The sequence below is a fragment of the Rhizobium sp. NZLR11 genome, assembly GCF_019685115.1.
Classification (GTDB): domain Bacteria; phylum Pseudomonadota; class Alphaproteobacteria; order Rhizobiales; family Rhizobiaceae; genus Rhizobium.
This window is the reverse complement of record NZ_JABDWD010000004.1, coordinates 13,108-25,625: the sequence shown is the minus strand read 5'-3', so window position 1 is coordinate 25,625 and position 12,518 is coordinate 13,108. Positions and strand designations below refer to the sequence as shown.

The window sequence follows — 12,518 nt, the reverse complement described above, 5'->3', positions numbered from 1 at the left end:
ACCATGCCAATGCGCGTCCTTCTGGTAGATGTGAGGATTTCCTGGAGCGGTCGAACGTTATTATCGAACGCAATAGAAAAATGCCGCGACGCCAAACGCGCGCGGCACCTCGTCAACGGCAACGGAAATTAGCCGAGCTTGACGTCGAGCGTGATCGGAACGGAGGCGAGCGCCTTGGAAACCGGGCAGCCGGCCTTCGCCTTGTTGGCAAGTTCGGTGAAGGTCGCCTCATCGGCGCCGGGAATACGACCGGTGAGCGAAAGGTGGATGGCGGTAATGGCAAAGCCGCCTTCGACGCTTTCGAGCGTCACCTTGGCGGAGGTTTCCATATGCTCGGCGGTAAAACCGGCTTCGCCGAGGATCAATGACAGCGCCATGGTGAAGCAGCCGGCATGGGCAGCACCTATCAGCTCTTCCGGGTTGGTGCCGGCAATGCCTTCGAAGCGGCTGGCAAAGCCGTAGGGATAGTCCTTCAGGGCGCCGCTCTGCGTCGAGATCAGGCCTTTGCCGTCTTTGAGGCCACCGGTCCAATGAGCCGAAGCCGTGCGATTGATCTGCATGCCGTCCTCCTGTTTCTATTGTGCTTTCGAGGGAGCGGCAGGGCGCCGCTCCATGTCTGCGGAAGATCAGATAGCCTTCCCGATGGGCAATATAATGCTCTATCGCGAGAAGACGACAGGCCTGTAAAAATCAGCCGGAATCGAAGCGCTTTCAGGCTGGATGCTGCAGCACGCTGAGACCGCCGTCGATCGTCAGGCAGGTGGCATTCATGAACGGGCACTCGTCTGAGATCATGAACACGGCGGCCAAGGCGATCTCCTCTGGCGTCGCGATGCGCCCGCTGGGATGCAGCCTCATCGTCTCAGCCTTTGCCGCCTCAGGATCTGGGAAGCCGTTCCAGTAATCGATCACTTTCTGCGTCGAGACATAGCCCGGCGCCAGCGCGTTTACCCGGATATTGCGGGCCGCATATTCGAGACCCAGGGATTTCGTCATTCCAAGCAGCGCGTGTTTTGCCAGCGGATAAGGAAATGTGTGCGGGATGATAGTGAAAGCGTGCGTCGAAGCAATGTTGAGGATGACGCCGCCGCCCTGTTCGATCAGGCCAGGCAGCACCGCCTTGCAACAGTTCCACGCGCCCTTCAGATTGATGTCGAAGCAGCGGTTCCATACCTCGTCGGTCGTCTCGAGCGGTTCGGCAAAGACATTGACACCGGCATTGTTGACGAGCGCATTCAGCTGTCCGATCTCTTCATTCGCCTGAGCGACCAATGTCGTGATCGTTCCAGAATCGGTAATGTCGGCCGGCAGATAACCAAGCCGCCCACCGATGCTATTAAGCTCTTTCGCCGTCTTCGCCAGCAGTGCGGCGTCGCGGTCGACGAGAAAGACGGCGGCATCCTCCCGCATAAAAGCCTTTGCAATCGCAAGACCGATACCCTGCGCGGCTCCTGTTATCAGGATGTGCTTCCCCTGCAGGCGGCTGCCCATCTATCTCCCCTCCGATTGAACCGGCAGCGCCGACATCAGGATCGTTACCCCGCCGGCAAGAACCTCCCCCGGCGCAAGCGGCGTCAGCCCACCCAAATCCGGCAGATGGTGGCCGTTCGGCAGGTGGCTCATCGGCTCGAGGCAGAAGAAGTCGCTCCGGTCGACCGGCATATACAGCATGAAGCGATCGAGCGCGCCGTCGGCTTCCAGCGCCGCCTGAATTCCAAGCTCCGGCCAGGCGATTGCCGCCTGCCCATTCCAACCCTCGAAGGCATTGTTCATCCATCTCTGCGGCAACAGCTTTTCGGATCCGAAATCGAAATAGCCGGGCACAGGACCGGGCATCTCAGGCAGATGGTCCGGCCGCTCGTTCCAATAGCGATCGGCCGCAATCGTCAGTCGCGTCTTTGGCGTCCGTGCGAAAAAGGGATGTTGACCAAGCCCGAAGGGGAGAGCCGCTTCGCCGCGGTTTTCGACGGACAGCGTCAGCACCAGTGCATCGCCGGCGAGACGGATCTCCTGCCGGGTAAGATAGGCATAGGGTGAAACCCCGTCGGCGGCGCGGGAAAAGGAAAACTGCGCATGCTCCGGGCTGGAGTCTTCAAGCTGCCAGAGGCTCAGCCAGCCGTCGCCGTGCCGGTAGAGCGGATCGGAAGTATTCGGCTCGAAGGCATAATCGCGTCCGGCAAAGGACATGGCGTTGCCCTCGACGCGATTGCCGAACGGCACCATCGCAAAATTCGCCATCGTCCCATCCGGCCCGCCGGCGGCCACGAGAAAGGGCATGCCTCGAAACGTCGCGGCGGTGACCGCGGCACCCCGGGGGCTGACCCTGACGGCGAGATCACCGTGCCTCAGTTCGATGTCGCTCACGGCTCTACCTTCACTCATCCACGCCGCCCCGCAGCCGAAGATCTCAAATTGTCGAGCAGCACCGCGATCAGCAGGATCAGGCCGCGCACGACATACTGATAGAATGCCTGGATATTCAGCAGATTCATAACGTTTTCAGCAATGCCCATGATCAGCACGCCGACGATGACCCCACTCATTGCCGCCCGGCCGCCGGCCAGCGAGACGCCGCCAAGCACACAGGCCGAAATCACCGAGAGCTCAAGTCCCGTCGCCGCATTCGGCTGGCCGGAGGTGATGCGCGAAGCAAGCAGGATGCCGGCAATGCCGCAGACGAGACCCTGCAGCGCAAAGATCCAGATGCGCATGTTGACGACATTGACGCCGGCAAGCCGCGAGGCCTCTGGATTGCCGCCGATCGCCAGCGTGTTCTTGCCGAAGACGGTGCGATTGAGCACGAAACCGAAGAGCAGAAAAAGGACCAGCATGATCCAGATCGGCGTCGGCACGGTGAGGAAGCGCGATAGGGCAAGCTGGTAGAAAGCAGGATCGTTGATGCCGACGGCGCGGCCGTCCGAGGCGATCAGCGCCAGACCGCGCACGATCTGCATAGTCGCCAGCGTGGTGATCAGCGCATTGATGCGAAAGCGGGCGATGATGATGCCGTTGACCAAGCCGACGACGGCGCCGCAAAGCAGGGCGGCGAACAAACCAAGAGGGATTGAGCCCGTCGCGTTCGAGACCATCACTGCGATCATGCCGGAGAAAGCGACGATCGATCCGACCGAAAGGTCGAAATCGCGCGACGCCAGGCAGAACATCATCGTGCAGGCGACGATGCCGATCGTGACGACCGACTGCAGCAGCCCCAGCATGTTTCGCTCGGTCAGGAAATTCGGCACGAAGAGCGAGACGATGACGAAGGCGGCAGCGAAAATCACCACCAGTCCCTGCTCGCCGAGAAGAATTTTTTTCAACGAATTCATTATCCGTATTCCTGGTCCTAAATGATGCCTGCCGCATTCTTGTCCGGAAGTGCGGCGGTCAGAATGGCGCGCTCGTCGAAATCCTGTCGGGCAACATTGGCCGCCACTCTGCCCTGGCACATCACCATGATGCGATCAGAGATGCCCATGACTTCAGGCAGCTCGCTGGAGATCACCACGATCGCCATGCCGCCGGCCGCAAGCTCGTAAAGGATGTCGTAGATTTCCGATTTCGCCCCGACATCGATGCCGCGCGTCGGCTCGTCAATGACGAGGACCTTGATCCCCTGCTCGGACAGCCAGCGCCCGAGAATGACCTTCTGCTGATTGCCTCCGGAGAGATTGATGATGTCCTGTTTGCGCGACGGCGTTCGTACCCGAAGTCGGGCAATGAACCGATCCGCCAGCGCCGCTTCCTGTCTCGGGCTCAGAATTCCGAAGGGCGAAAAATGCCGGCGCGACGAAATCGCGATATTCTCTTCGATCGATCGTCCCTGGACAATGCCGTCGAATTTGCGGTCCTCGGGGCAAAGCACCATCCCGGCGTTGATCGCCGCCTTCGGATTGTTCGGCGAGACGGCAACGCCATCGATCGCGACCTGACCCTGATGCCTGCTATCGGCGCCGTAGAGCAGCCGCGCCATCTCGCTGCGGCCGGCACCGATCAGGCCGAAGAAACCGACGATCTCGCCCTGGCGGACGGAGAAACTGATCGGGTTGCGCAACCTCGGCCCCGACAGGTTCTTGACCTGGAGCCTGATGTCGCCGAGCGCGCGTTCGCGCCATCCCCAGACATTGCTGATCTCGCGTCCGACCATTTCCGAAATGATCTGCTCGCGCGTCGTTTCAGCGATGTCCGGATGGTGGGCGGCGAGCTTGCCGTCGCGCAACACCGTCAGGCTGTCGCAAAGCCTGAAGATCTCGTCGAGACGGTGCGAGACGTAGAGAATGACCGTTCCCTTCGCCTTCAGCCTGTCGATCAGCGAAAACAGGATCTCGCTCTCGCGCGAGGAAAGCGAGGAGGTCGGCTCATCAAGCGCGATCACCCGTGCGTCGAGCATGACGGCCTTGGCGATCTCGACCATCTGCCGGGCGCCGATCGAAAGCGAGGCGACCTTGGCCGACGGATCGACATCGATGCCGATCTCCTCGAGCTTCGAGCGCACCGTCTCGATCAGCGTCTTCGAATGGATGATGCCGCCCTTGGCCGGAAAGCGCCCGAGCCAGAGATTTTCGGCGACCGTCAACTCCGGAACGAGCTGCAGTTCCTGATGGATGACGATGACGCCGGCATGGAAAGCGTCGCGAACGGAGCCATATTTCTGCTCCTCGCCGTCGATCAGGACGCGGCCATCATCGGCGGCCTGATCGCCGGATAGGACGCGGATCAGCGTCGATTTACCGGCACCGTTCTCGCCCATCAGTCCGTGAACGGCGCCCTTCTCGACAGAGAAGGAAACATTCGCCAGCGCCTGCACGCCGGGATAACCCTTGGAGATATTGTTGAATTCGAGGAAAGCCATCGCCGCTCCGCCGAGAAGGATCCGACGGCACGCTGAGCGGCCGCCGGACATATCATCCTGGGATGATCACTCGATGCCAAGATCCTTGCGGACCTTTTCGTAATCGCCACGCAGCGCCAGCGAACCGGAAGTGAGCGTCAGCTTTGCCGGCTCTTTGTCGTTGGCGATCCAGTCGTACATGTTCAGCGCCGTCTCGTAGCCATGACGCTTCGGCGAGATGATGACCGTGCCGAAAAAGCCCGTGGCCGCCGGCTTCTTGAACTCGTTGATCGCCGATTCCGCACCGCCGATGCCGACGCCGATGACGTTGGCCGCCGGAATGCCGACCGATTCCGAAGCGCGGACGGCGCCGAGGACGGCTTCGTCGTTGAGACCGAAGGCGACCCAGTATTTGACCTCGGCATGTTTGTTGAGAACGGTGGTCGCCGCATTGAGTGCCGCTTCCGTGTCCGTCTTCGCCTGTGGCGCGTCATAGATGTTCTCAGCCGGGAAACCGGCCGACTTCAGCACCGCGATCGCGCCTTCGACGCGGTCAACGGCGGTCGGCAGCTGGTCGTAGGAGACCCGGACCGCGCCGACATTCTTCATGTCCCAGCCGCGCTTCTTGATCTCGTCGACGATCGCCTGGCCGACGGTCTCGCCGATTTTCGTAGCGGAGATGCCCATATGCGGCACGTCTTCCAGCGGCTTGCCGTCGGCGCTGACGAGGCGGTCGTCGACCGTCATCAGTTTCAGCTGATTGGCTTCGGCCTTGGCGACGATGCCGGGGCCGAGCTTGACGTCGGGCGTGCAGATGATGAAGCCCTGCGCACCTTGAGCGCCAAGATTGTCGATCGCCGACTGGACCTTCTCGCCGTCTTCGGCGCCGATCTTGACGACGGTGAAGCCTTTTTCCTTGGCGGCCTGGTCGGCGAATTTCCATTCGTCCTGGAACCACGGCTCTTCGGGCTGCTTGACGATGAACCCTATCTTGACGTCTGCCGAAAATGCCGAGCCGGCGGCCAGAATGGCGAAAGTGCCAGCCAGGATGGCTGCTTTGAACGAGCGCATTTCTCTCTCCCTGAACTCTTAAAACCGAGCAACTGCCTCCCAGGCAGCGTCCAATGAATTATGACAAATCATCATACCAGTCAATTGCCAATGTATGATGATTGGAATAATAGGATTATGTACGAGGGCCTGGAGGAGCGTCGCATAGCGGATCGAATTCGGATAATGAGGTTCGATTGCCTAGCGCCAGAGATAGAGCGGAGAGGTGAGTTGGAAACAATCGAGCGACAGGGCGAGGCCGAAAGCCCTGGTATTGAGAAGCGCCCGCGCGTCCGCCGCAACGTCACGGCGGCAATCGCTCAGGATATCTGTGCGGACCGCTATCCCTCGGGCGCGCCGCTGCCCCGCGAGAACGACCTCTGCGAACTCTACGGCGTCAGCCGCACTGTCATTCGCGAATCGCTGAAAGTGCTGGAATCAAAGGGGCTGGTCCGCGGTAAACCAAGGGTCGGAACCACCGTCTGCGACAAGGACGACTGGAATATCCTCGACGCCGACGTGCTGGAATGGATGGGACCCTACATCAAGGACTTCGACCTGCTCGGCTGCATTCTCGAAGCCCGCCGCACCATCGAGCCGGCAGCAGCCGAATATGCCGCCGAGCGCGCCAGCGCCCAGGAGATCGCCGATCTCGACAATGCCTGGCGGCAGATGCGTGACAGCGCCCATGACCCGGAAGGCTTCACCGATGCCGACGTCATGTTCCACACGGTGCTGCTGACCGCCAGTCACAACCAGGTCTTCCGCCGCCTGTCGAGCGCCATCCATGCGGCGCTGAAATATGCGCTGCATGCCTCCAACATCGGCGTCGAGAATCGCGAGGATGCGGTGCTCGTTCACGGCCAGTTGGTCGAGGCCCTCCGCATGCGCGACAAGGCTGGCGCCCGCGACTGCGCCAACCGCATGCTCGATCTTGCGGTGCGCGACCTTGCCGCCGCCGAAAAGGCGATCGGCAGAACGAAATGATGGATCACCGGAAACCTGCGGAAGTGCCGCTGATCGCAAACCTAAGAAGAGACTGAAGAACGCGATGAAGATCACCAAACTCACCACCTATATCGTTCCGCCGCGCTGGCTGTTTTTGAAGGTCGAAACCGACGAAGGCATCGTCGGCTGGGGTGAACCGGTCGTCGAAGGCCGCGCGCTGACCGTTCAGGCTGCCGTCCACGAACTGGAAGACTATCTGATCGGCAAGGATCCCTTCCTGATCGAGGACCACTGGACCGTGATGTATCGCGGCGGCTTCTATCGCGGCGGCGCTGTTCACATGAGCGCGATCTCGGGCATCGACCAGGCGCTGTGGGATATCAAGGGCAAGGCACTCGGCCAGCCGATCCATTCCCTGCTTGGCGGCCAGCTGCGCGATCGGATCAAGGTCTATTCCTGGATCGGCGGCGACCGTCCCGCGGATGTCGCCAACAATGCCAGGGAGGTGGTCGCCCGCGGCTTCAAGGCGATCAAGCTCAATGGCTGCGAAGAAATGCAGATCGTCGACACCAACGAGAAGGTGGAAAAGGCGGTCGAAACCATCGCCGCCATCCGCGAGGCAATCGGCCCGCATATCGGCATTGGCGTCGATTTCCATGGCCGCGTGCACAAGCCGATGGCCAAGGTTCTCGCCAAGGAACTCGATCCCTACAAGCTGATGTTTATCGAGGAGCCGGTGCTTTCCGAAAACAAGGAAGCCCTGCGCGATATCGTCAACCATACCTCGACGCCGATCGCGCTCGGCGAACGCCTCTTTTCGCGCTGGGACTTCAAGCAGGTTCTTTCGGACGGCTATGTCGATATCATCCAGCCGGATCTTTCGCATGCCGGCGGCATAACCGAATGCCGCAAGATCGCGGCGATGGCCGAAGCCTATGACGTGGCGCTGGCGCCGCATTGCCCGTTGGGTCCGATCGCGCTCGCCGCCTGCCTGCAGGTCGATGCCGTCAGCTACAATGCCTTCATCCAGGAACAGAGCCTGGGCATCCACTACAATAAGGGCAACGACATTCTCGACTACATCTCCAACAAGGAGGTGTTCCAGTATGCCGATGGTTTCGTCTCGATCCCTCAGGGCCCCGGTCTCGGCATCGAGGTCGACGAGGCCTATGTCATCGAACGTGCCAAGGAGGGTCATCGCTGGCGCAATCCCATCTGGCGCCACGCCGATGGCAGCTTCGCCGAGTGGTGAGAGCGCATTTCGCATTGAACTGTCGCACAATGTCTTTTTTTGCGGCGCCTTTGAATTCAGTCGCTTTGCCGAGCCAGTTCTCGCCTCCAAGTCACAACAGCGAACATCGCCGCATCCTGTTGAGGCATACTCAGAGGTGCACTTGTCAGTGTCAGGTTGTCGCCCGAAAAGTCCAAGTATCTGACTTGCTCGCTCCCGACCCAAGGCTCAAACCACGCGATGTCGACGGTGGTAACGAGCCGGTTGGGCGGCTCGACCCTGTATCGACCCGAGTAAGCCAGCATCGAACGGAAAGCTGCTGCCTCATCGGCTTCGGTCTTTGGGCGTGATCGACCACCAGGTGTGATCAGGGCGGACATGCGGCCTTCGGGACTGAACATCACCATTCCAGACGGGCGCTCGCCCCAAGGATGCGTTCGCTGGCCTGTTGCGCAGTCCTCAATTTGAAACGAATCGATGATCCAGATACCGACCAAATTTCTAGCGTGCATCGGGTAGTCCTTTAGTTCACCGTTGCAATGCGAAACTCGAACAACTGCTTTCGTGTGGAATAATAACCATCGGAGGAAACTGCCTGGGGTGAACTCTATCGCAAATATCCCCGAAACTCCTAGTTTTGCGCGTGGTCTTTGCAACGGTATGTTTGCGACTGTAAGCATTCCACATTTGAGTTAGAGGCTGGCCGCGCGAGCAGCCTTTTTTATTTGCCGTGTAGCAAATCGGTCGTCTCGTCCGTCATGGTGGAAACTCAAACAGGAGATCTTACGATGGCCAGAGCAATCGCAATCATCGTCGCCCGCATCATTTTCAGCTTCATCTTCTTCATGGCCGCCGGCTTCAAGTTCGCCGACATCGGTGCGACGGCGGGTTACATCTCTGCTGCCGGTTTTCCGATGGCGACATTCCTTGCCTGGGTCGCAGCCTTCTTCGAGATCGCGCTGGCGCTGGCCTTCATATCCGGGGCCTTCTTCACCGAGGCGAGCCTGCTGGCAGGGATCTATGTGATCTTCCTCGCCTTCGCTTTCCACGGTCCATCTCATTGGCAGCAGAACCAGGCCGAGTTCGGCTTTTTCATCGATCACTTCACCTTCCTTGCCGGTCTACTCTTTGCCGCCGTCCACGGGCCGGAGAAATGGGCGTTGAGACACGGCCTCCTCAGATAGCTCCCTCGAGGCACTCTCCGCCGGAACCAACAGTGGTGCCGAACATTGGCTTACGGTCAAACGGCAAGGAGAGCCGCCCATGGAGCTGAAGGATAAGATCGCGTTGGTGACGGGCGCCGGTTCCGGCATCGGCAAGGCGGCCGCGCTGAGGCTCGCCGCCGAGGGAGCAAAGATCGCCGTGCTGAGCCGCACGGCCGACGAGGTCGAAAAGACCTGCGCCGAGATCAAGGCCGCCGGCGGCGGGTCGATCGCGCTGACGGCCGATACCAGTGACGAGGCTCAAATGCGGAGCGCCGTGGCGCGGTTGACCGATACCTTCCATGGCCTCGACATCGTTGTCGCCAACGCCGGGATCAACGGCGTCTGGGCGCCAATCGACGATCTGAAGCCGGATGAATGGGACAAGACCATCGCCGTCAATCTGCGCGGCACCTATCTGACCTTGCATCTGACGGTGCCTCACCTGAAGCGCCGCGGCGGTTCGATCATCGTCGTCTCCTCGATCAACGGCACCCGGACATTCACCACGCCGGGCGCTACCGCCTACACCGCAACCAAGGCCGGCCAGGTTGCCATGGTTCAGCAGCTCGCCCTCGAACTCGGCCGGCACGGCATCCGCGTCAATGCCGTCTGCCCCGGCGAGATCGAGACCAATATCGGCGCCAACACAAATAGCCGCCATCGCGAGGAGACGGAGGTTCCGGTCATCTGGCCGCAAGGGGATATCCCGATCGCCGGCGGCAGAGCCGGCAAGAGCGAGGATGTCGCCGAAACCATTCTCTTCCTCGCCTCGGACCGCGCCCGACACATCACCGGGACGCCGATCTGGATCGACGGCGGCCAGGGTCTGCTGCGATAGCCCTCGCCCGACCCTGTGAAGATCAGCCGTTCAGCCGGGCGCTTTCGAGCGTATAGAGCTGCTGGGCGCGCTGCACGCCACGCAGTGCGTAACGCCCGATGCAGGCGAGTGCAGCGCGCTCCTCCTCCGGGATCGCCGAGGCGAAATCGGAGGACATCAGCACATTGAGATCGACCGAGCGGCAGATCGAGGCGATGCGGCTGACTTCGTTGACCGCAGGGCCGATGACCGTGAAATCCAGCCGGTCCTGGCTGCCGATATTGCCGTAAAAGACGTCGCCGATATGCAGGCCGATATAGACATCTGTCGTCGGCCGGTCGCCGGCCTTGCGTTCGCCATTCAACTTGGCGAGTTTTTCTCGCAGAAGCGCTTCGGCGTTGAGCGCCGCACGGCAGGTCTCCGCCGGCACCTCGCCCTTGAAGATCGCCAGCACACCGTCGCCGATCAGCTTCAGCACGTTGCCGCCGGATTCGTGTATGGCTGTAATTACCGCCTCGCTATAGTCGTTGAGCAGCGGGATGATCTCCTCAGGCGGCACGCTGTCGGAGATCTTGGTGTAGTTCAGAAGATCCGAAAACCAGAGTGCGGCCGAAATCCGCTCCGATTTGCCGCGGCTGATCTTGCCTTCCATCACCTGGCGCGCCGCGTCCTCGCCGAGATAGACTTCGGCGATGGTGCGGGCGATGCGCCCGAGCCCGATACACTTGATCGCCAGCCCCAGCACCGGCACGAGCTTGCGCAGGATGGCGAGGTCGTGATCGGAAAAGCCCTCCGGATGTTTGGTCGCGAAATGCGAGAAGAAACAATCCATTTCGCCGATCGTGCCGGCCTCGCTGAAACGATGCACCATCGCCACGAAATCCGTGTGCCCGGCTTCGGCGATCTTGTCGAGCATGGTGAAATCGATCGGATCGCCGAAGCCGAGACGCCGGCGTATCTCCCGTTCATTGTTGGACCAAAGATGATAGAAGGCCGAACTCTGCCAGTTCGCCGCGGCTTCCCCGGAGCTCGTCGGGCCGTATTCGAACTCCGTCTCGATTTCCTCCTCGCTGTCCCAACGGAAGGCCCGGCCCTCGTGCACAGGGTGCAGCGTATCCATTAGTGCCAGGCCGCGGTCGAGCGGCAGCCCGGCATTGCGGCAAGCCGAGCAGAAACCGGTCATGAGCTCGGCTTCCGAAGCACCCTTCAGTCCTTGCTCCGTGACCCAGGCTGCAATCGTGCTGACGTCGCTATAATCCATGCAGCTCACCTTCACTCTCGTCCAAGCTGTAGTCCGATTTCGGCATGGAAGGAAGCCAATTGCCTCAATCGTCCGCGGGCATATTGTAGGGTGTGACGATTTCAACGGAGGAAAGCGAGGCCGGGACCGCCCGCCGCGGTGAAGCCGCCCGGCTCATGATCGCCCTGAAAGCCGAACGCGCATCGGTTCTGAGATCATGATGCAAAACGAAGCCGATCCGGCGCGCGGCAAGCAGCGCACGATTATCAGCATCGAGATCGTGGGCGACGAAGACGCAGACCGGGCGCTCGGCCGCATCGAAGGCCGCCAGCACCGCCCGGTTGCCGCCGCCGATCGAATAGACGGCGTTAATCGTGGGATCGGCCGCAAGAGCTGCCGCCGCGAGCGTTCCCGTCACCGCATCGGTGCCATGGCCCTCGCTGATTTCGGTGATGCCGATGCCGGAATAATGAGCACGGAGGACGCGGCGAAAGCCGATTTCCCGCTCCTCTTCGCCGCGGAAGCGTCCACTGGACAGCGTCACCAGCACCTTGCCGCTTTTTGTCCCGAGAAATTCGCCGATCAGATAGGCGGCGGTCTCTCCGGCCGCCCGGTTGTCGGCGCCGGCATAGGCGATGCGCGCCGAGTTGGGCAGGTCGGTCACCAGCGTCACCACCGGAATGCCGGCCGCATCCACCCGCGCGACGGCGGCAGCCACCTCGGCGACATCGGGCGCCTTGAGCACGATACCATCAGTGCCGCGCAGCCGGATGCGATCGACAAACTGCGCCATCTCGGCCGGCTTCATCACCTCGGCGAAGTGGAACCGGCAACGAAAGACGCCGGGCAGGAAGGCCGCTATCTCCGCCTCGAAGGCGGCGCGCACCGCATCGCTGAAACGCTGGGGAGTCTCCATGACGATATCGATGGCCAGCATACGGCCGCTGCCCATCGCCCCCGCCTGCTGCTTCTCCAGCTCCGCGATCGCCGCCTTCACTCGCATTGCCGTCTGTTGGCGCACACCCGGCCTGCCGTTTAGCACCCGGTCGACGGTCGCGGTGCTGAGCCCCGCCTGGAAGGCGATATCCTTGACGAGGAAGAGGTGGGCCATAGAATCCGCTTGATGGTTTTTTGATGGATTGCTGATCTATATCACCCGGCATCGCAGCGTATAGTGCCTTCATCGAAAGAGGAGG

General features: G+C 61.1%; 13 protein-coding genes. 4 read left to right on the top strand and 9 right to left on the bottom strand.

Annotated features, from left to right (window positions below; translation table 11 throughout):
- Nucleotides 1–128 precede the first annotated feature (128 nt).
- From HJB83_RS08780 to HJB83_RS08755, 6 genes are all read right to left on the bottom strand, one after another.
- On the bottom strand, nucleotides 129–560 hold the full coding sequence (locus tag HJB83_RS08780; protein ID WP_207581893.1) for an OsmC family protein: 432 nt from the start codon (nucleotides 558–560) through the stop codon (nucleotides 129–131).
- 151 nt (nucleotides 561–711) lie between these two features.
- Nucleotides 712–1,491, bottom strand: a complete 780-nt coding sequence (locus tag HJB83_RS08775; protein WP_207581894.1) for an SDR family oxidoreductase — start codon at nucleotides 1,489–1,491, stop codon at nucleotides 712–714.
- Nucleotides 1,492–2,382 carry an aldose 1-epimerase gene (locus HJB83_RS08770; RefSeq protein WP_207581895.1) on the bottom strand — a complete coding sequence of 297 codons (891 nt, stop codon included), beginning with the start codon at nucleotides 2,380–2,382 and terminating at the stop codon, nucleotides 1,492–1,494. It lies immediately after the preceding gene.
- On the bottom strand, nucleotides 2,379–3,329 hold the full coding sequence (araH, locus tag HJB83_RS08765; RefSeq protein ID WP_207581896.1) for an L-arabinose ABC transporter permease AraH: 951 nt from the start codon (nucleotides 3,327–3,329) through the stop codon (nucleotides 2,379–2,381). Before araH ends, HJB83_RS08770 begins: the two co-directional genes overlap by 4 nt.
- A gap of 17 nt (nucleotides 3,330–3,346) precedes the next feature.
- Complete coding sequence (araG, locus tag HJB83_RS08760) at nucleotides 3,347–4,852, bottom strand: L-arabinose ABC transporter ATP-binding protein AraG (protein WP_221116584.1); 1,506 nt, start codon at nucleotides 4,850–4,852, stop codon at nucleotides 3,347–3,349.
- A 66-nt stretch (nucleotides 4,853–4,918) separates the two neighbouring features.
- Complete coding sequence (locus tag HJB83_RS08755; protein WP_221116583.1) at nucleotides 4,919–5,902, bottom strand: arabinose ABC transporter substrate-binding protein; 984 nt, start codon at nucleotides 5,900–5,902, stop codon at nucleotides 4,919–4,921.
- Between the two features lie 210 nt (nucleotides 5,903–6,112).
- Here HJB83_RS08755 and HJB83_RS08750 point away from each other — a divergent pair, with 210 nt between their 5' ends.
- Together HJB83_RS08750 and dgoD are read left to right on the top strand one after the other, a co-directional pair.
- Nucleotides 6,113–6,868, top strand: coding sequence for a FadR/GntR family transcriptional regulator (locus tag HJB83_RS08750; RefSeq protein WP_207581898.1), 756 nt, complete (start codon nucleotides 6,113–6,115; stop codon nucleotides 6,866–6,868).
- Nucleotides 6,869–6,932: 64 nt separating this feature from the next.
- Complete coding sequence (dgoD, locus tag HJB83_RS08745) at nucleotides 6,933–8,081, top strand: galactonate dehydratase (RefSeq protein WP_207581899.1); 1,149 nt, start codon at nucleotides 6,933–6,935, stop codon at nucleotides 8,079–8,081.
- A gap of 56 nt (nucleotides 8,082–8,137) precedes the next feature.
- On the opposite strand, the gene HJB83_RS34695 is transcribed toward dgoD, so the two are convergent.
- The gene (locus tag HJB83_RS34695) at nucleotides 8,138–8,572 is read right to left on the bottom strand and encodes a lipocalin-like domain-containing protein (RefSeq protein WP_221131718.1); all 435 of its coding nucleotides are present in this window, start codon (nucleotides 8,570–8,572) and stop codon (nucleotides 8,138–8,140) included.
- Nucleotides 8,573–8,848: 276 nt separating this feature from the next.
- On the opposite strand from HJB83_RS34695, the gene HJB83_RS08735 reads away from it, so the two are divergent.
- Both HJB83_RS08735 and HJB83_RS08730 read left to right on the top strand, forming a co-directional pair.
- Nucleotides 8,849–9,244, top strand: coding sequence for a DoxX family protein (locus HJB83_RS08735; RefSeq protein ID WP_221131717.1), 396 nt, complete (start codon nucleotides 8,849–8,851; stop codon nucleotides 9,242–9,244).
- A 79-nt stretch (nucleotides 9,245–9,323) separates the two neighbouring features.
- Complete coding sequence (locus HJB83_RS08730) at nucleotides 9,324–10,103, top strand: SDR family NAD(P)-dependent oxidoreductase (protein ID WP_221131716.1); 780 nt, start codon at nucleotides 9,324–9,326, stop codon at nucleotides 10,101–10,103.
- 22 nt (nucleotides 10,104–10,125) lie between these two features.
- Here the strand turns inward: HJB83_RS08730 and HJB83_RS08725 are convergent, their stop codons facing one another.
- Both HJB83_RS08725 and HJB83_RS08720 read right to left on the bottom strand, forming a co-directional pair.
- Entirely contained in the window at nucleotides 10,126–11,343 is a 1,218-nt protein-coding gene (locus HJB83_RS08725) for an adenylate/guanylate cyclase domain-containing protein (RefSeq protein ID WP_207581903.1), read from the bottom strand.
- 64 nt (nucleotides 11,344–11,407) lie between these two features.
- On the bottom strand, nucleotides 11,408–12,433 hold the full coding sequence (locus HJB83_RS08720; RefSeq protein ID WP_221131715.1) for a LacI family DNA-binding transcriptional regulator: 1,026 nt from the start codon (nucleotides 12,431–12,433) through the stop codon (nucleotides 11,408–11,410).
- Between the last annotated feature and the right edge of the window lie 85 nt (nucleotides 12,434–12,518).

What these genes read in the sequence shown, in the direction of transcription:
- dgoD (WP_207581899.1), top strand. Translation starts at nt 6,933, where the DNA reads ATGAAGATCACCAAACTCACCACCTATATCGTTCCGCCGCGCTGGCTG.
- HJB83_RS08735 (WP_221131717.1), top strand. Translation starts at nt 8,849, where the DNA reads ATGGCCAGAGCAATCGCAATCATCGTCGCCCGCATCATTTTCAGCTTC.
- HJB83_RS08720 (WP_221131715.1), bottom strand. Translation starts at nt 12,433, where the DNA reads ATGGCCCACCTCTTCCTCGTCAAGGATATCGCCTTCCAGGCGGGGCTC.
- HJB83_RS08780 (WP_207581893.1), bottom strand. Translation starts at nt 560, where the DNA reads ATGCAGATCAATCGCACGGCTTCGGCTCATTGGACCGGTGGCCTCAAA.
- HJB83_RS08775 (WP_207581894.1), bottom strand. Translation starts at nt 1,491, where the DNA reads ATGGGCAGCCGCCTGCAGGGGAAGCACATCCTGATAACAGGAGCCGCG.
- HJB83_RS08730 (WP_221131716.1), top strand. Translation starts at nt 9,324, where the DNA reads ATGGAGCTGAAGGATAAGATCGCGTTGGTGACGGGCGCCGGTTCCGGC.
- HJB83_RS34695 (WP_221131718.1), bottom strand. Translation starts at nt 8,572, where the DNA reads ATGCACGCTAGAAATTTGGTCGGTATCTGGATCATCGATTCGTTTCAA.
- HJB83_RS08755 (WP_221116583.1), bottom strand. Translation starts at nt 5,902, where the DNA reads ATGCGCTCGTTCAAAGCAGCCATCCTGGCTGGCACTTTCGCCATTCTG.
- araG (WP_221116584.1), bottom strand. Translation starts at nt 4,852, where the DNA reads ATGGCTTTCCTCGAATTCAACAATATCTCCAAGGGTTATCCCGGCGTG.
- araH (WP_207581896.1), bottom strand. Translation starts at nt 3,329, where the DNA reads ATGAATTCGTTGAAAAAAATTCTTCTCGGCGAGCAGGGACTGGTGGTG.
- HJB83_RS08725 (WP_207581903.1), bottom strand. Translation starts at nt 11,343, where the DNA reads ATGGATTATAGCGACGTCAGCACGATTGCAGCCTGGGTCACGGAGCAA.
- HJB83_RS08770 (WP_207581895.1), bottom strand. Translation starts at nt 2,382, where the DNA reads ATGAGTGAAGGTAGAGCCGTGAGCGACATCGAACTGAGGCACGGTGAT.